The sequence below is a fragment of the Sciscionella sediminilitoris genome, from assembly GCF_000737195.2.
In the GTDB taxonomy this organism is placed as follows: domain Bacteria; phylum Actinomycetota; class Actinomycetes; order Mycobacteriales; family Pseudonocardiaceae; genus Sciscionella; species Sciscionella sediminilitoris.
The window spans coordinates 47,795-68,409 of record NZ_JALM01000017.1 but is presented as its reverse complement, the minus strand read 5'-3'; the positions used below and the strand labels follow the sequence as shown (position 1 = coordinate 68,409).

Annotated in this window: 20 protein-coding genes; 13 read left to right on the top strand and 7 right to left on the bottom strand. The window is 69.0% G+C overall.

Annotated elements, in window-relative coordinates:
- Positions 1-129 precede the first annotated feature (129 nt).
- Entirely contained in the window at positions 130-1,527 is a 1,398-nt protein-coding gene (locus AD72_RS08800; protein WP_031465932.1) for an MFS transporter, read from the top strand.
- Here the strand turns inward: AD72_RS08800 and AD72_RS08795 are convergent.
- Entirely contained in the window at positions 1,511-2,392 is an 882-nt protein-coding gene (locus tag AD72_RS08795) for a MurR/RpiR family transcriptional regulator (protein ID WP_051898253.1), read from the bottom strand. The two genes, AD72_RS08800 and AD72_RS08795, sit on opposite strands and share 17 nt — an antisense overlap.
- Positions 2,393-2,557: 165 nt before the next feature.
- Positions 2,558-3,001, bottom strand: a complete 444-nt coding sequence (locus tag AD72_RS08790; RefSeq protein ID WP_031465930.1) for a MarR family winged helix-turn-helix transcriptional regulator — start codon at positions 2,999-3,001, stop codon at positions 2,558-2,560.
- Positions 3,002-3,125: 124 nt separating this feature from the next.
- Here AD72_RS08790 and AD72_RS08785 point away from each other — a divergent pair, with 124 nt between their 5' ends.
- The gene (locus tag AD72_RS08785) at positions 3,126-4,391 is read left to right on the top strand and encodes an alpha/beta hydrolase family protein (protein ID WP_031465929.1); all 1,266 of its coding nucleotides are present in this window, start codon (positions 3,126-3,128) and stop codon (positions 4,389-4,391) included.
- Here AD72_RS08785 and secA2 read toward each other — a convergent pair.
- Positions 4,382-6,700: an accessory Sec system translocase SecA2 gene (gene secA2, locus AD72_RS08780; protein WP_031465928.1), complete on the bottom strand. Its 2,319-nt coding sequence runs from the start codon at positions 6,698-6,700 to the stop codon at positions 4,382-4,384. The two genes, AD72_RS08785 and secA2, sit on opposite strands and share 10 nt — an antisense overlap.
- A gap of 10 nt (positions 6,701-6,710) precedes the next feature.
- Positions 6,711-7,568 (bottom strand): universal stress protein, encoded by an 858-nt coding sequence (locus tag AD72_RS08775; protein WP_031465927.1) that lies wholly within the window; start codon positions 7,566-7,568, stop codon positions 6,711-6,713.
- 88 nt (positions 7,569-7,656) lie between these two features.
- On the opposite strand from AD72_RS08775, the gene AD72_RS08770 reads away from it, so the two are divergent.
- The 4 genes from AD72_RS08770 to AD72_RS08755 all read left to right on the top strand — a co-directional run bounded on the left by AD72_RS08770 (position 7,657) and on the right by AD72_RS08755 (position 11,940).
- Positions 7,657-9,543: a propionyl-CoA synthetase gene (locus AD72_RS08770; protein WP_031465926.1), complete on the top strand. Its 1,887-nt coding sequence runs from the start codon at positions 7,657-7,659 to the stop codon at positions 9,541-9,543.
- A gap of 14 nt (positions 9,544-9,557) precedes the next feature.
- Entirely contained in the window at positions 9,558-10,433 is an 876-nt protein-coding gene (locus AD72_RS08765; protein ID WP_031465925.1) for a hypothetical protein, read from the top strand.
- A 51-nt stretch (positions 10,434-10,484) separates the two neighbouring features.
- Positions 10,485-10,973: a nuclear transport factor 2 family protein gene (locus AD72_RS08760; protein WP_031465924.1), complete on the top strand. Its 489-nt coding sequence runs from the start codon at positions 10,485-10,487 to the stop codon at positions 10,971-10,973.
- Positions 10,974-11,085: 112 nt separating this feature from the next.
- Positions 11,086-11,940, top strand: coding sequence for a hypothetical protein (locus AD72_RS08755; RefSeq protein WP_031465923.1), 855 nt, complete (start codon positions 11,086-11,088; stop codon positions 11,938-11,940).
- A gap of 1 nt (position 11,941) precedes the next feature.
- Here AD72_RS08755 and AD72_RS08750 read toward each other — a convergent pair whose 3' ends face one another.
- Together AD72_RS08750 and AD72_RS08745 are read right to left on the bottom strand one after the other, a co-directional pair.
- Positions 11,942-12,766 (bottom strand): MBL fold metallo-hydrolase, encoded by an 825-nt coding sequence (locus AD72_RS08750; protein ID WP_031465922.1) that lies wholly within the window; start codon positions 12,764-12,766, stop codon positions 11,942-11,944.
- A 63-nt stretch (positions 12,767-12,829) separates the two neighbouring features.
- Complete coding sequence (locus tag AD72_RS08745; RefSeq protein WP_051898247.1) at positions 12,830-13,522, bottom strand: 4'-phosphopantetheinyl transferase family protein; 693 nt, start codon at positions 13,520-13,522, stop codon at positions 12,830-12,832.
- Positions 13,523-13,576: 54 nt separating this feature from the next.
- Here AD72_RS08745 and AD72_RS08740 point away from each other — a divergent pair, with 54 nt between their 5' ends.
- From AD72_RS08740 to AD72_RS08730, 3 genes are read left to right on the top strand one after another with little or no spacing between them, the layout of a single operon-like run.
- The gene (locus tag AD72_RS08740) at positions 13,577-14,206 is read left to right on the top strand and encodes a histidine phosphatase family protein (protein ID WP_031465920.1); all 630 of its coding nucleotides are present in this window, start codon (positions 13,577-13,579) and stop codon (positions 14,204-14,206) included.
- A complete protein-coding gene (locus AD72_RS08735; protein ID WP_031465919.1) occupies positions 14,203-14,778 on the top strand; it encodes a phosphatase PAP2 family protein in 576 nt (191 codons plus the stop codon). Before AD72_RS08740 ends, AD72_RS08735 begins: the two co-directional genes overlap by 4 nt.
- Positions 14,779-14,787: 9 nt before the next feature.
- Entirely contained in the window at positions 14,788-15,051 is a 264-nt protein-coding gene (locus tag AD72_RS08730) for a hypothetical protein (protein WP_020502479.1), read from the top strand.
- Positions 15,052-15,074: 23 nt separating this feature from the next.
- Here the strand turns inward: AD72_RS08730 and AD72_RS08725 are convergent, their stop codons facing one another.
- Positions 15,075-15,680: a TetR/AcrR family transcriptional regulator gene (locus AD72_RS08725; RefSeq protein ID WP_031465918.1), complete on the bottom strand. Its 606-nt coding sequence runs from the start codon at positions 15,678-15,680 to the stop codon at positions 15,075-15,077.
- 99 nt (positions 15,681-15,779) lie between these two features.
- On the opposite strand from AD72_RS08725, the gene AD72_RS08720 reads away from it, so the two are divergent.
- The 4 genes from AD72_RS08720 (at position 15,780) to AD72_RS08705 (ending at position 20,594) form a co-directional block, all read left to right on the top strand.
- Complete coding sequence (locus tag AD72_RS08720; RefSeq protein WP_031465917.1) at positions 15,780-17,300, top strand: aldehyde dehydrogenase family protein; 1,521 nt, start codon at positions 15,780-15,782, stop codon at positions 17,298-17,300.
- A gap of 114 nt (positions 17,301-17,414) precedes the next feature.
- Positions 17,415-17,801 (top strand): LapA family protein, encoded by a 387-nt coding sequence (locus tag AD72_RS37520; protein WP_231644763.1) that lies wholly within the window; start codon positions 17,415-17,417, stop codon positions 17,799-17,801.
- A 30-nt stretch (positions 17,802-17,831) separates the two neighbouring features.
- Positions 17,832-18,677 (top strand): alanyl-tRNA editing protein, encoded by an 846-nt coding sequence (locus AD72_RS08710; RefSeq protein WP_031465915.1) that lies wholly within the window; start codon positions 17,832-17,834, stop codon positions 18,675-18,677.
- Positions 18,678-18,710: 33 nt separating this feature from the next.
- Positions 18,711-20,594 carry an ABC transporter ATP-binding protein gene (locus AD72_RS08705; protein ID WP_031465914.1) on the top strand — a complete coding sequence of 628 codons (1,884 nt, stop codon included), beginning with the start codon at positions 18,711-18,713 and terminating at the stop codon, positions 20,592-20,594.
- Positions 20,595-20,615 lie beyond the last annotated feature (21 nt).

Below are 20,615 nucleotides of genomic sequence, written 5' to 3'. Positions count from 1 at the left end.
TTCGTATCGCCATACATCGGACCCGGACGAGCATAACCACCGCTCGTGTTCGGAGTATTCCGATTTGCGTCGGCCCACATTAGTGAGCCATGCTCAGTAATGAGTCAAGACGAAGGAAAGTGACGCCCGATGCGAGCGAACGCGCGCCAGGATCTGGCGCGTGCCCCGAAGGTCCCGGCCAGGCTCGTGGTGCCGATCGCGCTCGGCACCCTGCTGCAGGCACTGAACTCCTCGATGATCGCGGTCGCGCTCGTCGGTATCCGCTCCGCGTTCCACGCGGGTGCCTCGGTTTCCTGGCTGATCTCCGGGCTCTATCTGGCGACCGCGGTCGGGGCTCCGCTGATGGGCAGGCTCGCGGACATTCTGGGGCCGCGCAGGGTGTTCTTCGGCGGGCTGGCGATCGTGGCGATCGGCTCGGCGCTCGCCCCGTTCGCGCCGAACATCGGGGTGCTCATCGCCCTGCGGGTGCTGCTCGGTATCGGGACGGCGGCGCCGTATCCGGCGGGGATCGCGATGATCCGGGCCTACGCCGACCGGCACGGAATCGGCAATGTGGTCGGTGGCATCGGGGTGCTCGCGATCGCCGGTCAGGTCGCGGTCGCGCTCGGCCCGCCGCTGGGCGGCCTGCTCGTGCAGTTCGCCGGCTGGCAGTCGATCTTCCTGGTGAACCTGCCGCTGATCGCGGTCGCCGTGTTCTTCGCGGTGCGTTATCTTCCCGCCGACGAGCAGCGCAGCGGGGCGCTGCGCAAGCTGTCCACTGTGGACGGTTCGGGGCTCGTGCTGTTCACCGCGACGATGTCGGCGCTGATGCTGTTCCTGCTCTCGCTCGCGGAGACCCCGCAGTGGTACCTGTTGCCGATCACGGTGCTGCTCGCTGTCCTGCTTTTCGTCCGCGAACGTGCCGCCCTCCGGCCGTTCCTGGATCTGCGGCTGCTCACCGACCCCGGCCTGCGCGCGACCTACGCCCGCACCGCGCTGACCTACGTGGCCTTCTATCTGATCTTCTACGGGATGCCCTCCTGGCTCGAATCGGGCCGTGGACTGGACACCGGGCTCGCCGGACTCGTCATGCTCCCGCTCGCCGCGCTCGGCGTCGTCGTGGTCACCATCGCCTCGCGCATGCAGCGCCGCAACGGGATCCGGCCACTGCTGGTGATCGGTTCCGCCGGGCTGTTGCTCGGTGCCTGCCTGCTCGCCCTCGTCGCCAGGGACACCCCGCTGGCGCTGCTGTTCGGGGTGGCCGCGGTACTCGGCCTGCCGAACGGCTTCAACTCGATCGGCAACCAGTCGGCGGTGTACGCGGCCGCGCCCGCCGGGCAGGCAGGCGCCGCGTCCGGGCTCTACCGCACCTCGCAGTACATCGGCGCGAACATCGCGGCCGCGGTGATCGAACTCGCCCAGACCGGCCGATCCCCGACCGAGGGGATGCACGTGCTGGGGTACGTGGTCGCGGGGATCGGCACGGTATTGCTGGTCACCGCCGTGTTCTCGCGGCGGCTGCGCAGCGGGATCAACCGGTCGGTTTAGCGAACGCGCGCATCGATTCGATCCGGTGCAGCCTGGCCCGCGCGGGATTGCCGATACGTTCGGCGACCGCGGCGGTGAGGACTTCGACCACCGCGCAGGCTGGCACGAGCGAATCGAACGGGGTCAGGCCCTCGATCCGGGCGGGGAGCACGACCTCGGCCACCTCGGCGGCGGGGGACATTCGGGGATCGGTGCACAGCACGATGTGCGCGCCGCCCTCCTGCGCCCGGCGTGCGTAGTCCACGATCGCGGTGTCGTAGCGGCGGAAGTCGAACACGATCAGCGTGTCCCGACGGCCCAGATCGAGCAGGGTGCTCGTGCGGTAGGGCTCGTTTTCCGGGATGAGCAGCACATCCTTGCGCACCAGCAGTAACTGGTTCCACAGGTAGTCGGCGAGGCAGGCGCTGAACCGGCCGGCGAGCAGGTGCACCCGCAGCCGCGGATCGGCGAGCAGTTCGGCGGCCCGCTCGAGCTCGGCGGCGGGCAGCGCGCTGAACGTCGCGGCCAGCGTCTCCTGATAGCGGCCGTGTGCCTCGGCGAGCTGGGGCCCGTCGCAGTCCGGGCTCGGCGCCAGGTGCGGTCCCGCGCCGAGCAGTTCGTGCACCTCGCGGTGCAGCGCGTCCTGGAAAGCGGGATAGCTGCCGAATCCGAGGCGGGCGGCGAACCGCAGCACGGTCGGCGCGCTCACCCCGGCCCGTTTGGCCAATTCGGAAACCGTTTCGAGCCCGGCGATGGGGTAGGCGGCGAGCAGCATCCGGCCGACTTTGCGTTCGCTCGGGGAAAGCTCGCCGAGTTTCGCCCTGGTGCGCTCGGCGACCGTTTCGATCCGGTCGACCGGTCTGACATTCTCGCTCGGTTGCGACATATGGTGGCTCCCCTCACTCTGCCCGTAATCGCATTCTGCACCGAACGTGGTGTTCATGGGGCTCTGCGCGAGTTCGCCCGGACGATTCCCCGGACGCGAGGGTGAGTTTCCTGGCCGATTTCCGGCGGTCGTGCTAATCGCGCGGGAGCGGGCGCCGATCGTGATTCAGAGCCGGTCGTAGAGGACGGCGAGCTGGTCGAGCACATTCGCGGCCGTGGCGATGGAGTCCGCGTCCAGTTCGTGCAGCAGTTCGGTCAGTCCTGCGGTGACCACCTGCTCGCGTTCCCGGTGCCGGGCCAGTCCGGCCTCGGTGAGCGCGACGGTGGTGGTGCGCCGGTCCCCGGACCGCGGGCGCTCCCTGGTGACGAATCCGGCGGTGACCAGCCCGGTGACCAGCTGGGTCACCGCGGCCCCGGTGGTTTCCACCTGGGCGGCCAGCTTGCCGACGGTCATCGGGCCGTGCTCGGCGAGGCTCTTCAACGCGCGCGCGTGTGCCAGGGACAGCGCGCCCGGTTCGCGGGTTGCCCGGCCGCGCAGCCGGGAATCGGCAGCGCTGAGGCGGTACGCGGCCTTCGCGAGCTGGTCCACCGCCGTTGTTCGGTCGCTCATCGGCACATCCTCTCTGCCCCGTCCCTGCCGCCTGCGCGAGGGCGGCGGCTTGCGCCCGGACGGGACCCTCGCTACATTAGCTAAGTAGTTAATCAATAAGTACTTAGCAATCTGGGAGGTTGCCATGACCACACGTTCGGCGGGGCAGAGCTGGTCGCTGGACATCGCCCTCGCCCAGGGCGGTTTCGACGCGCTGCACCCGGAAGGAAAGGGGACCCTGGAGCAGCTCGGCCACGATCACACCGACTTCGACAAGGTGTTCGCCCTGGTCAAGAGTGGGGCGATGCAGCCGAAGGCCTGGGGTGCGATCGCGGCGCAGGCGCAGCGGCGGGCCGAGCACCACGAATCGCTCGGCTTCGCGCGCACCGCCTCGGATCTGTACCTGCGGGCCGCGGTGATGTACGGGCGCGCGCAGTACTCCATCTTCGACCCGGCCGATGCGCGCAAGGCGAAGTTGCGCGAGCGCTGTGATCACTGCGTGGCCCGGCTCGGCGTACTGCGCGGGAACACGGTGCGCCGGGTGGAGCTGGACTTCGAGGGGCAGACGATCTACGCGCTGCTGCATCTGCCCGATCGCCCGGTGACCGGTGCGCCCGCGGTGATCCTCGGCCCGGGAATGGACATGATCAAGGAGGACTACATTCACGCGGCGCAGCGCTACTACACCGCGCACGGGGTGGTCGCGCTGTCGATCGAAGGGCCGGGCCAGGGGGAGACCCGGGCGAACGGCTGCACGGTCACGCTGGACAACTACGAGCGGGCGATCGAGACCTACGCCGGATACCTGGCCGGTCTTCCGGAGGTGGACGAGCACCGCATCGGCATGTTCGGGATCAGCATGAGCGGCTACTGGTCACTGCGGGCGCTGGCGAACCCGGACACCAGGTTGCGGGCGGTGGCCTCCTACGAAGCCGTTTCCGGGGACTTCGAGACGATCTTCGAACGCGCCCAGCCGAGCTTCAAGAACAATTACCTCTACATGGCCGGGTACACCGATGAGGAGGCCTTCGACCGGGAGCTGAAACAGCGGATGCCGCTCGGCGAGCTGGTCCGGAACATCGAGCGCCCGGTGCTGCTCGGTATCGGGGAATTCGACGAGCTGACCCCGGTGGAGAATGCGATCGCGACATTCGAGAAAATCACCGCGCCCAAGGAAATGCGGGTGTACGAGAACGAATTCCACCCGCTCGGCGGGGTCGCGGCCGAGGTGTTCGCGTACAGCGCGGAATGGGTACGTCGCACGCTGGACGGCGCGTTCGACACACCGGGCCGGGACGAGCGGTTCTTCGTGCACCGCGACGGGGAGACCACCGAGGGCAGCGCAGATCCGCGCTGGTGGCTGGGTGCCGCTCCGGCGAACCTCGAGCAGCTGCGGGGCGCTCAGTCCTGATCGTTCTTCGAGGATTTGAGCGCGCGCCCGAGAAAAGCGAGCGCGCGCTCCTCCTCGGAACCGAACGGATTGTCGGTCACCATGTAGGTCCAGGTGGAATTCGGCCTGCGCAACCCGATCCCCTCGAGATCCACACCGTTCTCGGTGAGCTTCACTTCCTCGAAGGTGCTCGCGGACCGCTCGTGGACCTGGGCGGAGAACCGGGCGAATTCGGCGACCGCGATCCGGTGGAACTCGTCGATCGGGGTTTCCCTGGCGAGCGCGCGCAGGTGGATTCCCTCGCGCACATCGGTGAGAAAGGCCAGGTGCTCGGTCCACCGGCGATCCAGGTGGAACAGCATGACCAGCCGGGCGGCCCGGTCGATCGCGGAGCGCTCGTGTCCCTCCTCGCGCAGCGCGGCGTACCGGTCCGCGCAGCGTTCGCGCAGTAGTTCGGCGGCCCGTTCACCGTGCAGCACCGCATCCCGCTCGGTGAGCACGAGCTCGCGCTGCTTGGCGATGAGCTGGTGGTACCGCCAGGTGTTGCGGTGGATCTCCAGATGCCCGGCCTCGGAGACGCGCTGCGCGTGCCGGACCAGTTCCGCACAGCGGCGATCGGTCACCCGGCCGTCCTCGCCGACCTGCGCCGGCTGGCGCGGTTCCGCGATGTTGTGTGTGACGACCGGATCCTCGAGGCTGGTGAACAGCACCGAACTGCCCGGATCACCCTGGCGCCCGGCGCGCCCGCGCAACTGGTCGTCCAGCCGTCCGGTGTGATAGCGCCCGGAACCGACCACGCACAGCCCGCCGAGCCGCGCGATGCGTTCCCCGCCGCGCCCGTTCGCCGAACCGAGCCGGATATCGGTGCCCCGCCCGGCCATCTGGGTGGAGATGGTGACCCGGCCGTGCTCGCCCGCGCGCGCGATGATCCCGGCCTCCTGCGCGTCGTTCTTCGCGTTCAGGATCACCCCGTACACCCCGACCTCGTCGAGCTGGGCGGCCAGCTGCTCGGATTCGGCGACGCTGGCGGTGCCGATCAGCACCGGGCGCCCGGTCTCGTGCACCTCGCGCACGTACTCCACGAGCGCGGCCTGCTTCTGCGCCGCGGTCTCGTAGAGCCGGTCGGGTTCGTCCTCGCGCACACAGGGCAGATTCGTGGGCACCGCGCCGAGGCTGAGCTTGTAGAACTCGGCGAGCTCGGTGGCAACCCCCATCGCGGTCCCGCTGCATCCGGAGACGGTGCGATACCGCCCGATCAGCGACTGCACGATCATCGAGTCCAGCACCTCGCCGGTCGGGCTCGCGGCCAGTCCCTCCTTGGCCTCCACGGCGGCCTGCAGCCCGTCCGGCCAGCGCTGCAGCCGGGCCACCCGGCCGCGTGAGCGGTTGACCAGCTCGACCTTTCCCTTGCGCACCAGGTAGTCCACGTCCCTGCGGAGCAGCGCCTGCGCGTGCAGCGCGAGATTGAGCTCGGTGAGCAGCGCCGCGTGTTCCTCGGTGTGCAGCCGGATCCCGCCGAGCTCGCGCTCCACGTGATCGAGCCCGGCGTCGGTGAGGTTCACATTGCGCTCGTCCGCGTCCACCTCGTAGTGCGTGCCGGATTTCAGCTTGCGCACCAGCCCGGCGAGCTGGGGATCCCCGTGGGCGCGCTCGGCGGAACCGGCCAGCACCAGGGGCACCGTCGCCTCGTCCACGAGCACCGAGTCGATCTCGTCCACCAGCACCACATCGGGTTCGGCGGTGACCAGTTCGCTCGCCTCGGTGCGCATCCGGTCCCGCAGCACGTCGAAACCGACCTCGTTGACCGAGGCATAGGTGACCTCGGCCCGATAGGCGGTGCGCCGCTGCGCATCGGTGCTGTGCTGATCGATCGACCCGACCGAGACCCCGAGCAGCGCGTAGAGCTCGCCCATCCACTCGGCGTCCCTGCGGGCGAGGTAGTCGTTCACCGAGACCACGTGCACCCGGCGGCCCTGCAACACGTACCCGGCCGCGGCGAGCGCGCAGACCAGGGTCTTCCCCTCGCCGGTCGCCATCTCCACGACGCGCCCGTTCAGCATCGCGGCGACCCCGAGCAGCTGCACCTCGAAGGGGCGTTCGCCGAGCGTGCGCCGGGCCGCCTCCCTGCCGAGCGCGCACACCTGTGCCAGCCCCGCCTTGTCGAAGGCGCCCTCGCGCAGCCGGTTCGCGGCCGCGGTCAGCTCGGCGTCGCTGTACTCCTTCAGTTCCCGCTCGCGCTCGCCCGCCTTGGTCACGATCGGTCTGTAGCGCTGCAGGTTCGCCGAACCCGGGCGTTCGAGCAGTTCCCGAACGCGCGCACGGATGCCCATACCGACCAGGCTATACCGGCTGCAGCACCACCTGCTTGCGCACGACGGCGACCGGGCAGGGGGCCTGGCGCAGCAGCGCGTGCGAAACCGAGCCGGTCAGCAGGCCCGAGGCCACCCCGTGCCCGCGTGCCCCGACCACGAGCAGATAGGCATTCTCCGCCTCACCGGCGAGCACCTCGGCCGGTTCGCCGTCCACGAACTCGGTACTGACCGGGACACCCGGGTGGGCACAGCGGTCGAGCAGTTGTTCGGTGTAGGCCCGTGCCTGGTCCAGGTCGCCGCGCCCGCGACGGCACACGTGCAGCACCCGCAGCGGTTTGTCGTGCCAGGCGGCGAACTTGTGTGCCCACTCGATGGCCCGCTCGGAGACCTCGGAGCCGTCCGCGCCGACCACGACCGGGGCGAGCTGGTCGAGCTCGGTGCGCCTGCTGCGCACCGCGACCACCGGACAGGCCGAACGCGCCGCCACGGTCCCGCACACGCTGCCGAGCAGCAGGTCGGAGAGCACTCCGGCGCCGTGGTTGCCGATCACCAGCAGCGAGGACATCTTCGCCTCGCCGAGCAGCAGGGTCGCCGGGCTCGCCGGTTCCGCGTGCGCCCGGATGTCGAGCGAAGGGGCGACCTCGCTGGCGATCCGCATGGCGTCGCTGAGCACCCGGTCGGTGTCCGATCTGGACATCCCGAGATCGAGCGCGGGCGGGATCCCCGCGTCACCCGCGGCCATGGTGTACGGATTGAACTCCGCGTACACGCAGTGTAATGGCAGTCCGACGGCGGCGGCGTGAGCGGCGGCCCAGCGCACCGCGAGGGCACTGTCCGATCCGTCATCGACACCCACCACGATCCGGCGTCGTCGCTCGGCTTCCATAGCGACATGGTGCAGTCTCTCTTGCACTTTGGCTAGCCACTCCCGGTAACGGTGGTGTTTCGAGGCTTCTCCGGTGCACGATATGGCAATGAATGCGCACGGAGGCGACTACAGTACGCAATATCGCGCCAGTATCGAGGACCCGAACACGTTCTGGCTCGATGCGGCGGGCACCATCGAATGGCAGCGCCCGCCCAGCCGTGCGCTCGACGATACCGAGCCGCCGTTCTACCACTGGTTCCCCGATGGCGAGCTGAACACCTGCCACAACGCGATCGACCGGCACGTCGCGGCCGGGCGTGCCGGGCAGGTCGCGGTGTACTGGGATTCCCCGGTCACCGGCAGCAAGGCGCAGTACACCTACGGTGAGCTGCTCGATCAGGTCGCCCGGTTCGCCGGGGTGCTCCGCGGGCTCGGCGTTGGCACGGGCGACCGGGTCGTGGTGTACCTGCCGATGGTGCCCGAGGCGCTGATCGCGATGCTCGCCTGCGCCCGGATCGGGGCGGTGCACTCGGTGGTCTTCGGCGGGTTCGCGCCCAAGGAACTGGCCGCGCGGATCGCGGACGCCGAACCGAAGGTGCTGGTGTGCGCCTCCTGCGGGATCGAGCCGAACCGGGTCGTGGAGTACAAGCCGATCGTCGACGAAGCCGTCGAGGCGACGGACAGCGTCGAGCATGTCGTTGTGCTGCAACGTGAGCAGGCGCGCGCGGAGCTGGGGGACCGGGACGTGGACTGGGCCGCCGCGGTGCGCGCCGCCGAGCCCGCGGACTGTGTTCCGGTGCGGGCGACCGATCCGCTCTACATTCTGTACACCTCGGGCACGACCGGGAAACCGAAGGGCGTGGTGCGGGACAACGGCGGGCACGCGGTCGCCCTCGCCTGGTCGATGACCAACATCTACGACATCGGGCCCGGGGATGTGTGGTGGACCGCCTCGGATGTCGGCTGGGTCGTCGGGCACTCGTACATCGTCTACGCGCCGCTGCTCGTCGGCGCGAGTACGGTGATCTACGAGGGCAAGCCGGTGGGTACCCCGGACGCGGGCGCGTTTTGGCGGGTGCTTTCCGAATACCGGGCCAAAGCACTGTTCACCGCGCCCACCGCGTTGCGTGCCATCAAGAAGGTGGACCCGGACGCGGAGCTGCTGGCGAACTACGACCTCTCCGCGTTCGGCACGCTGTTCCTGGCCGGTGAACGGCTCGATCCGGAAACCTATGCCTGGGCGCACGAGAAGCTGGGTGTCCCGGTGATCGACCACTGGTGGCAGACCGAGACCGGCTGGGCGATCGCGGCGAATCCGCGCGGACTGGAACCGATGCCGGTCAAACCCGGTTCGCCGACCGTTCCCGTTTCCGGGTACGACGTGCGGGTGCTCGATCCGGACGGCACCGAGGTCCCGGCGGGCACCGAGGGCGCGATCTGCGTGAAACTCCCGCTGCCGCCCGGTTGCCTGCCCACCCTGTGGGGCGACGATGAACGGTTCATCGAGTCCTACCTGTCCCGCTACGAGGGCTATTACCTGACCGGGGACGGCGGCTATCTGGACGAGGACGGCTATCTGTTCGTGATGGGCCGCACCGACGATGTGATCAACGTGGCGGGCCACCGGTTGTCCACCGGCTCCATGGAGGCGGTACTCGCCGCGCATCCCGCGGTCGCCGAATGCGCGGTGATCGGGGTGGCTGATGGGCTGAAAGGCCAGCTGCCCAAGGGATTCGTGGTGCTCAAGGCCAATGTGGACATCGCGGAGCAGACGCTGCGCGATGAGCTGGTCGCCGCGGTGCGCCGGGATATCGGTGCGGTGGCGGCGTTCCGGGATGTGGCCGTGGTCGACGCGCTGCCGAAAACCCGCTCGGGCAAGGTGCTGCGCAAGTCCATGCGGGCGATAGCGGACGGCCGGGATGAGCCGGTGCCCTCCACCATCGAGGACCCGAACGTACTCGAATCACTGCGTTCCGTTCTGCGCGGTGATTAGCTAGCCTGTGCCGCATGAAGATCATCGCAGGTCTGGCGCTCACCGCCGCAGCTGTCCTCACGTCCGTTCCGGCCAGCGCGGACAGCGCCTGGTACCGGGTCGGTGATTCGATCACCGAGGGCGTCAGTGGTGCGGTGATCACCGGAGCCTCCGGCGGCACGGTGGACGCGCTCGTCGTGCGGGACAACAAGGAACCAGGGCAGAACCGGCTCGCCGCGGTGCACCTCGTGGACGGCGAGGGCGCGAAGCTGACCCCGCTGCGCTGGTCCGGTGCGGAACCGGTGGACCTGGAATCGATCGACGCGGTTCCCGGGAAACCGGGCGAGTACATCGCACTGGCCAGCGCGGGCACCGGGTACGCGTTCACCCTCGCCGGGGGCACCGCGACCGTGCGCAAGACCTTCGAGCTGCCCGAGGCGAAGGGCAAGGCCAACTACGAGAGCTTCGCGCTCGCCGAACGGGACGGCGGCACCGTCGCGGTGTGGGCCGACCGGGGCAAGGCCGAGAAGCGGCCAGGGCGGCTGTTCGCGGCACCCTTCGACACCGCGAAGTTCACGTTCGGGAAAGTGGACGAGGCCGACATCCGGGTGCCCTATCCGGAAGAACACGTCCGGCACATCTCCGATGTGAAGATCCTGCCCGGGGGCGGGCTGCTGATCTCCTCAGCCTCGGACAACGGCGACGACGGCCCGTTCGACTCGGCCGTCTACCGGGTCGGGACCGTGTCGGCGAAGGCCCGGCTGAGCACCGGGAAACCCGAGTCCCGCGGCCGGTTCACCGGGCACAAGATCGAGGGCATCGCCTGCCTTCCCGGTTCCGCGCAGGGACTGCTGGGCACCGATGACGAGAACCTCGGCGGCTATGTCCGGCTCGCCGGGGTGTGCACCTGAGAGTATGAGGTCAGAAGGCCGGTGACGCCGGTGCCGAGCAAAGGGGACTCCATGTCACTCGAGTCGGACGTCCGCTACCTCCTGGATCGCCTTGAGATCCAGGATGTGATCGCGCGCTATGGTCTCGGACAGGACCTGCATCAGCCCCACGACGAGAATCTCGATGTACTGGAGCACTGGGCGGACGTGTTCTCCGAGGATGCCGTACTCGATTATTCCGAGGCCGGGATGCCCGCGGCGATGAGCCGTGCGGACCTCGCCGACCTGATGCGTGGCCCCGATCGTGACGGCGGCATGGCCGAGATCTACACCGTCTGGCAGCACGTCGAAGGACACGCCACCGTGACGATCGACGGCGACCGGGCAACCGCCGTGTCACCGCACCTGCACACCCACGAGACCAAAACCGGGGAACCGGCGAACGTCCTCGCCGCGGGCCTGTTCCACGACACCCTGGAGCGGCGACCCGAAGGATGGCGGATCGTGCACCGACGACTCAAGAATCTCTACGTGCACACCGTCTCCCGGGCCACGAGGTAGCCGGGCAGCTCGTTCCGCAATAGCCCTAAGTTCCGCCACCACCGACCAAGGGATGGGTGAACATCGCAGAACGGATGTTGCCGGGGAACCGGACAATCGTGATGCTGGGCACATGCGTAACCTCATTGCCGCCGCGGCCGGTGCCGCGCTCCTGGCCACGATCCTGCCCGCCGCGACCGCGAACGCCGACGATCCGCCGCGCTACAAGCAGTACTACTCGACATTCAGCCGTGGTGCGGCGAAAATCCCCTACCTCGACACCACGCCCTATGTTCCGCAGGGGCTGGCCTATCTGCCCGAGCAGGACGCGATGGTCGTCTCCTACTACCACGACGGAGGCGGCAACGCGCGCATCGCGATCCTGGACCGCAAGACCAGCAAACAGCAGAAAATCCTCGCGCTGGACGACAAGGGCCATGCCGGAACCCTCGCGGAGAGCAAGCACTACCTGTGGGTGTCCAGCACCAAAGGCAGCGACAAACAGGTGATCCGGTACTCCAAGGACGCGATCGCCAAGGCGAAGAACGGTTCGACGATCAAGAACTCCGGTATCTCGCACCTGAAGGCGAGTTCCTTCATGGAGATCTCGGGCGGCAAACTCTACGTCGGCACCTTCAACGAGAAGACCGAGGGAACCGTGTACCGCTACACCCTCGACGCCAAGGAACAACCGAAATACGACGGTTCCTCGTTCAAGGTGCCGGCGAAGGTGCAGGGCATGGCGATCACGCCGAAGAACTTCGTGTGGAGCCGTTCGTTCGGGCGCAACAACGACAGCGAACTCACCGTCGACGCGCGCCAGGGCCCGGTCGGCAAACGCATCGTGGCGCCGAACATGTCCGAGGACCTGGCGATCGCGAAGGGCGAGCTGTACGTGGTCTACGAATCGGGCGCGAAGAAATACCACGACGCCGACTACAAGGTCCGCACCGTGCATCACGGACCGGTCGCCGAACTGGGCGGCTGAGCTAGGTCAGGTGGTCGAATTCTCCGCTCGCCCAACGGATGTGGCTCTGCGCCGAGCGGTGCACCACCCGTTTCGCCTCGGTGTCCACTGTGTACCCGTTGAGCACGAAGAGCCGGTCGTAGTCGAAGGCGTCCAGCCGGTCGACGATGCGGCGCACCACGGCGGGGGACAGCGGAACGAGCTTGGGATAATTGCGGGTGAACGAGACCCAGGCGGGATGTTTGGGCACCGCGCTGATGGTGTCCCCGGCCAGCAGGGTCCCGTCCGCGGTGCGCGCGACCGCGCTGCCGCGCATGTGCCCGCCGACGTGGATGAGCGTGATTCCGGGCAGTGGCTCGGTTTCCCCGTCCCAGTATTCGAGCACCGGATCCGGGCGGGGGACCCACTCCTCGTCGCGTGCGTTGACATACACCGGAATCCGGCCGAACGCGTGGCTCCAGCTGATCTGGGCGGCGAACATGTGCGGATGGCTGGTGGCGATCGCGGCGACCCCGCCGAGTCCGCGCACCAGTTCCAGGACTTCCTCGTCCAGATAGTTCGGCGGATCCCAGAGCAGGTTCCCGTGCCCGGTCTGGACGAGGAAAGACCACTGGCCGATCCCGAACCGCGGTTCCCTGTGCAGGCTGTGGATCCCGCGCCCGTGATCCTGGTGCACGGTTTCGTGGGGCAGCGCGGCAAGTTCCTCGTGGGTGGACCAGTGTTCGGGGTGCGGCCCGATATCGCCGCGTTCCTCGATGGTCACCTCGCCGCGGTCGAGCACGCAGCTCGGCGGCTCCGGGGTGTCCGGGTGTTCCAGTCCGCATACATCGCATATCCACAACGGCATGCGATCCATGCTCGGACCTCCAGTGCACTGGAGGTCAACCACTGTCAGGCGGCACTGTGCTGGTTATGCAGCGAAATGCTGGAACACCACCTCGAGCTCCTCGGTGGTCAGCGCGGCGAGCGCGGCACGGTAGTCCGTCCCGTCCTCGTAGTCCTCGAGCGTCAGATCGGTCAGCCGGACCTTTTCCGGTCCGTTCCAGGAGACCACGCCCGGATCCGCGTCGGCCGGAGTGACCGAGACCGAGCGCAGTTCCCCGGAAAGCCCGAGCCCGGTGGATTTCACCAGCGCTTCCTTGCGTGCCCAGTAGGTGAAAAACGCCGCACGCCGCGCGGCATCCCCGGTCGCGGTGAATTCCGCGCGCTCGGTTTCGGAAAGCACGCTCCCGGCGAGTGAATCGACATCGGTGCGCTGGTTGACGAATTCCACGTCCACACCGACCGGGATATCCCCGGTGACCGCGACGAGCACGAAGGAGCCGGAATGCGCGATGGAGAACTCCACCCCGTCCACGACCGGTTTCCCGTGTTCCGCGCTGTCGCAGTTCGCGCAGTAGAGCCGGAATCGGACGTCGGCGGGTTTCGTGCCGAGGTGATCGGCGATGGCGAGTTTCGCGACCGCGCGCCCGGTGACGAACCGCGCGGTGTCGATGGCCTGCCGGAACCGGTCGGCCCGGGCCTGTTCCCCCTCGTCGAGCAGGAACCGCCAGCGATCGGGGTCGGTGACCGGACGGGCGATGTGGACGACGCAGCGCGCCATGCTCGGACCTCCTCTACGGTGTTCGGTGTACACGGTACGCAAGCCAGGAGCGATATGGGTGTGATCTACCTGGTCCGGCACGGCCAGGCGGCCTGGGGTGCCGAGGACTACGACGTGCTCTCCGAACTCGGGCGGGAACAGGCCCGGCTGGTCGGGGCGGAACTGCGCCGCAGGGGCGTGGCACCGCAGCTGACCCTGTCCGGGACGCTGCGCAGGCAGCTGGACACCGCGGCGGAGGCGCTCCCGGACCTCGAGGCGCGTGCCGATCAGCGGTGGAACGAGTACGACGCGGCCGAGATCATCCGCCGCTACGCGGGCGAGGACGCGGTCTGGCCGGCGCCGAGCCAGGAACTGCTCGAGCAGTCGCTCGGACACTGGGGGAGCGAGACCGGACCCGGCACCTGGTATGAGTTCCGTCAGCGCATCGACGACGCGATGCACGAGCTGCGCGGGGAACTCGGCAAGGGGGCCGCTGCGGTGGTGTTCACCTCCGGCGGGGTGATCTCCGCGGTCGTGGCCAGCATCCTCGGGCTCGACGTGCGCGGGTTCATCGCGCTGAACCGGGTGACCGCGAACGCCTCGATCAGCAAGATCGTCATCGGCCGCAGCGGGGCGAACCTGCTGTGCTTCAACGACCACGCGCATTTCGACGGCGCGGGCCGCGAACTGCTCACCTACCGATGAGGTTCGCGAAAGCGCTGAGCGAGGGCGGTTCCCCCGGGATCGTGGTGGTGTTCCTGCCGCTGGCGATCGCCTGGCACGCCACCGGGTACCGGCCGTGGCCGACACTGGGCTGGGGACTGTTGGTCGCGCTGTGCTGCAGCGCGCTGCCCATGGCCTTCATCGTGCACGGGGCGCGGCGCGGCCGGTGGGAGACCCATCACGTGCGCAACCGCGAGGAACGCTTCGTACCGATGCTCGCCTGCCTGCTGTGCGCGCTCGGCTGCCTCGCCGGTCTGCTGTTCGGCGGCGCGCCGCGGGAGCTGATCGCGCTGCTGGCCGCCATGCTCACGGTGCTCGTCGTGGCGATGGTGATCACCCGCTGGTGGAAGATCTCGCTGCACGGGGCGGTCGCCTCCGGTGCCGCGGCCGCGGTCGTCGCCGTCTACGGGCTGCCCTACCTCGCGCTGTACGCCGCCGTGGCGGTGGTGTGCTGGTCGCGGGTGCGGCTCGCCGACCACACGCTCGCCCAGGTGATCGCCGGGGCACTGCTCGGACCGGTCGCCGGTGGAGCGGTGTTCCTGTTGCTTCGCTAGCGTGGAGGCATGGCTGGTGCACTTCCGTTCGACGATTACCGCGCCGACGGTGCGTTCCCCGGTCTGCGCACGGTCTGTCACGGCTGCCGGCGCGTCGCCCAGACCCACGTCGACGGCCCGGACGAGACCCTGCGGGTGCGCACCCTGATCATCCCGGGGGACGGCATGATCATCCGGGAGGTCGCGCCCGGTCAGCTCGCCTCGACCCCGTGCCCGGTGTGCGGGGACGGGGAGGACTCGGGCTGGTTGCCCGGTTTCGTGCCCCCGCTGTAGGTGCCGCCGTCAGGGTTCCGCCGTCAGGGTGCGAGCACATCCCGCAGGATGGCGAGCAGGCAGCAGCTGAGCAGCTCGCGTACCCGCTCGCGGTCCATCGAGCCGCGCACCAGCCATTCGGCCGCGGTGGCGCGCACCATGCCCGCGAAGGCCCGGATCGTGGCCCGCGAGCCCTCGTCCACCAGCCGCTCGCCGAGTTCGATCGCGGCGAGCAGCCGGTCGGTGCAGGTCTCCTCCGCTTCGTGCACGATCTGGCGGATGTCCTCATCGGCGGCCGGACCGACCCCGGACAGTGCGATCCAGGCCTGCCGGTTGCGCCAGACGAACTCCACGAACCAGGTCACCCCGGCGGTGACCTGCTCCTCGAGCGAACCCTGCGGCAGATCCAGCTCGGGGATCGGCGGCAGGGTGAGCGATTCGCGCAGCACCTCCAGATACAGGGCGCGCTTGGTGCCGAAGTAGTGGTTGATCAGTCCGCGCGCCACCCCGGCGGCCGCGGCGATGTCCCCGGTGGATACCGCGGAGTAGTCACTCGCGAGGAACAGCGTCCGCGCGCACTCGAAGATCTGTTCGCGGCGCGCGTCCGGCTCGAGCCTTCTGCCCCGGCGTGCGGGGACGTCGACACTCATGCTCAGCGAGCTTCGGGGCGTATTGGCATCTTGTCAATTATAGGGTTCGCGGGGCACGCTGTACGAACAAGGTTGCGCGGCCGATGTGAGGAGAACGTGATGACTGAGACCGTCGCGGGGACGAAGGGGACCGCGCGGGCCGACCGTGCCGAGTTGCGTGCGGTGAACCCCGCGAGCGGGGCGCTCATCGCGACCTATCCGGTGCACACCGCCGAGGATGTGGACGCTGCCGTGGCCACCGCCCGGGAGGCCGCGCGCCGGTGGAGCACCCTCGGGTTCGCCGACCGGGAGAAGGCGATGCTGCGCTGGGCCGCCTACCTGGTCAACCACAGCGATGAGTTCGCCGAGGTCATCCACAAGGACAACGGCAAACCACACGAGGACGCGTACGCCGAACTGCTGCTCGCGCTCGAACACATCCGCTGGGCGGCGAAGCACGCGGGCCGGGTGCTGCGGCCGCGCAAGGTGGGCACCGGACTGCTCATGGGGAACTTCTCGGCGACCGTGGAACAGCGCCCGTTCGGGGTGGTCGGCGCGATCGGGCCGTGGAACTACCCCGTCTACACGCCGATGGGCTCGCTGGCCTACTCCCTCGCGGCGGGGAACACGGTCGTGTTCAAACCGAGCGAGTACACCACGACGGTCGGCGAATACCTGGTCAACGCGTTCACCGAGGCGAACCCGCACCTGCCCGCCGGGGTGCTGAGCCTGGTCACCGGCTTCGGCGAGACGGGTGCCGCACTGTGCCGCTCCGGGGTGGACAAGCTCGCCTTCACCGGTTCCCCGGGCACCGGGCGCAAGATCATGGCCGCCTGCGCCGAGAACCTGACCCCGGTGGTGCTCGAATGCGGCGGCAAGGACCCGTTCATCGTCGCCGAGGACGCGGATGTGGAGGCCGCGGCGGACGCGGTGGCGTTCGGGGCCTTCTCCAACTCGGGGCAGACCTGTATCGGGACCGAGCGGGTGTACGTGGCGCGCCCGGTGCGGGACCGGTTCCTCGAGGCGCTGCGGGCCCAGGCGCGGGAACTGCGCCCCGGCGGGGAGGCCGACGCCAGCTACGGGCCGATGACCATGCCGACCGGTCCGGACACCGTGCGCAGGCACATCGACGCGGCGCTTGCCGCCGGTGGGCGCGCGGTCATCGGCGGGCCGGAGTCGGTGCGCGAGCCCTTCGTGGACCCGGTGGTGATCCTGGACGCGGACGAGAACAGCGCCGCGGTGCGCGAGGAGACCTTCGGCCCGACGCTGACCGTGCGCACCGTGGACTCGATGGACGAGGCGGTCGAGCTGGCCAATGCCACCGACTACGGGCTCGGGGCCTCGGTATTCTCCCGCCACCACGGCGCCGAGATCGCGAACCGGCTCAACGCGGGCGCGACCGCGGTGAACTCGGTGATGGCCTTCGCGGCGACCTCGGCGCTGCCGTTCGGCGGGCACGGGGAGAGCGGTTTCGGCCGGATCCACGGCGAGGAGGGGCTGCGCGAGTTCTCCCGGCCGAAATCGATCGCGGAGAAGCGATTCTCCATCCCCGGCGGTGAGCTGTTCACCTTCAACCGCAACCGGCTGGTCTTCGCCCTGGTGCGCAAGGTGGTCAAACTCCGCCACGGAAGGGCCCGGTAGCCGGTGACGTCCGAATCGTTACCGAATCGCGGGTGATCTTTCCACTCCGGCGCGTGTCTAGAAGGTAGAACGACAACACCTGGCGACACACTTCGCACGGAGAGGAGCGAACCGGTGAACAACAAGGAACAGCAGTCCTCGGAGCAGGCCGAGATTCCAGAGGCCGTCGAGGCTCCCGGGACGACCGAGGTCGAGCAGGCGGCGGAGACGCCGGCTCCCAGCACGAGCACCCCGGCCAAGCCGAAGGTCAAGAACACCCGCATGGGCGTGGTGTGGACGACCCTCGTGCTCGCCGCGATCGTGCTGGTCCTGCTGCTGATCTTCATCGTGCAGAACCTGCAGCCGGTGAAGATCTACTTCTTCGGCGCGCAGGGCGAACTGCCCGCGGGTGTCGCGCTGCTGCTCGCCGCCGTCGGTGGCGTGCTGCTCGTCGCGATCCCCGGGTATGGTCGGATCCTGCAACTGCGCAAGGCCGCCAAGAAGGCCGGCAGTCCCAAGTAACCGCGCCGAAGAAGTAACGGGATCCCCAGCTTGCTACCCACCACGAAGATCGATTTCCCCGATGGCGGGTCGCGCGGCAGCGCGCGTGTGCTCGCCGTGCACGAGCTCGAGGCAGGCCGGTTCGCCGTGCTCACCGACAGCACGCCGTTTCATCCGGTGGACCACACCTGGCCGGACCAGCCGGGGGACACCGGAACCCTCGGCGGGCTGACCGTCGTGGACACGGTGACCGCGGCCGGGGACGGGCAAGGGGTGTTCCTCGGCGAGGACATCCCGGCGCGCAGGGGAGACCCGGAGTGGTCCTGGCACGTCGCGCACGTGGTGGAAGGCGAGCCGCCCGAGGTCGGCAGCGAGGTGGACCTGCTCGTGGACGCCGGATACCGTGCCGCGCTCTCGGCCGGGCACACCGGCTGCCACCTGCTCGCCTTCGCGCTCAACGCCGCACTCGCCGACCGCTGGCGCAAGGAGGTGCGCGCCGATTCGCTCGGCAGCCCGGACTTCGACTCGCTGGCCATGGTGCGCTCCCGCATCCTCGAAGGCGGCAGCATCGACGAGTACCGCATCGGGAAATCCCTGCGCAAGAAGGGATTCACGGCGGGTGAGCTCGCCGCGGACGCGCCCGGGATCGAGCAGGCGGTCAACGAGAAGCTGGCCGAATGGTGCGCGTCCGCGGCCAAGGTCGCGGTGCGCAGCGAGGGCCCGCTGCTGACCGACCTGCGCACCTGGGAGTGCGAGCTCCCGAACGGCACCGCGAGCGTGCCCTGCGGCGGCACCCACCTCGGCACCCTCGCCGAGCTGTGGAGCCTGCGTGCGGAACTGACGGTGAGCGAGGACGAGACCGGCCTCACGATCCGCACATCCGCCGAGCGGGGTTGACCTCTACATTACTCGAGGTTTCATACTCGAGGCATGTCCGAAGTCTCGAGCTGGCAGACGATGCAGTCCTTTTCCAGGGACAAATCGGTGACCAGGCAACGCTTGTCCAAGGGAACGCTGCGCAGGGTGCTCGGCTACGCCGCGCGCTACAAGCGGACGGTCCTGCTGTTCCTGCTGCTCGTCGCGCTGGGCTCGGCGCTCGGGGTGGTCACCCCGCTGCTGCTCAAGGCGATCATCGACGAGGGGATCGTGCCACGCCGCTATGACGTGATCCTCTGGCTCGCCGGGGCCGCAGCGGCGATCGCGATCGTCAACGCCGGTTTACAGTTCGCCGAACGGTGGTTCTCCGCGCGGCTGGGCGAGGGGCTGATCTACGACCTGCGCGCCGAGGTGTTCGACCACGTGCAGCGGATGCCGGTGGCCTTCTTCGTGCGCACCCAGACCGGGGCGCTGGTCTCCCGGCTGAACTCCGATGTGATCGGCGCGCAGCGGGCACTGACCGGGACCCTGTCGGCCATCGTGTCCAACGCGCTGAGCCTGGTGATCGTGCTGACCACGATGCTGGTGCTGTCCTGGCAGGTCACCCTGGTCGCGCTGGTACTGCTGCCGCTGTTCGTGCTCCCGGCGAAGTGGTTCGGCCGCAAGCTCTCCGCCGTGGCACGCGAGCAGATGCGCCGGGACGCGGAGATGAGCTCGATGATGACCGAGCGGTTCAACGTCTCCGGTGCCATGCTCGCCAAGCTCTACGGCCGCCCCGCCGAGGAGACCCGCGCGTTCACCGCGAAGGCGGGTGCGGTGCGCGATCTGGGCATCGGCTCGGCGATGTACTCCACCGGGTTCTTCGCGCTGCTGACCATGATCGTCGCGCTGGCCACCGCCATCACCTACGGGCTCGGCGGCTCACTGGTGATCGCGGGCAGCTTCCAGCTCGGCACCCTGGTCGCGATCACCACGCTGCTGGCCCGCCTCTACGGCCCGCTGACCGCACTGTCCAATGTGCACGTCGACGTGATGACCGCGCTGGTCAGCTTCGACCGGGTGTTCGAGGTGCTGGACCTGAAGCCGATGATCAGCGAGCCGGAGCGGCCGGTGGAACTCGGCGCGGGCGAGGCGAGCGTGGAGTTCGAGGACGTCACCTTCTCCTACCCGAGCGCCGACGAGGTCTCACTCGCCTCGCTCGAAGCGGTCGCCACCGGCGAGCGCACCCGCAAACAGCGCGTGCTGCACGGGCTCAGCTTCACCGCGCGGCCCGGGGAGATGGTCGCGCTCGTCGGCTCCTCGGGCGCGGGCAAGACCACCACCATCCAGCTCGCCGCGCGCCTCTACGACGCCGATTCGGGGACCGTGCGCATCGGCGGCCACGATGTGCGCGAACTGCGGCTCTCCTCGCTGTACGACCGGCTCGGCGTGGTCACCCAGGAGGCGCACCTGTTCCACGACACCATCGGGGCCAACCTGCGTTACGCCCGGCCATCGGCCACCGACGAGGAACTGCGCGAGGCAATGCGTGCCGCCCACCTGAGCGGACTGCTCGAGGCACTGCCCGAAGGGCTGGACACCCTCGTCGGCGACCGTGGCTACCGCCTCTCCGGTGGCGAGAAACAGCGCATCGCGATCGCCCGGCTGCTGCTCAAGAAACCGGAGATCGTGGTGCTCGACGAGGCCACCGCGCACCTGGACTCCGAATCCGAGGTGGCCGTGCAGAACGCGCTGGCCACCGCGCTCGCCGGGCGCACCTCCCTGGTGATCGCGCACCGGCTGGCCACGGTGCGCCAGGCCGACCAGATCCTGGTCCTCGACCAGGGCCGGATCGTGGAGCGTGGCACCCACGAAGACCTACTGGCACTGGGTGGGCACTACGCCGACCTCTACCGCACCCAGTTCGCCGAGCAGGAGAATCGGGAGACGGCCGCCTGAGGTGCTTGGCGGGTCCCGTGG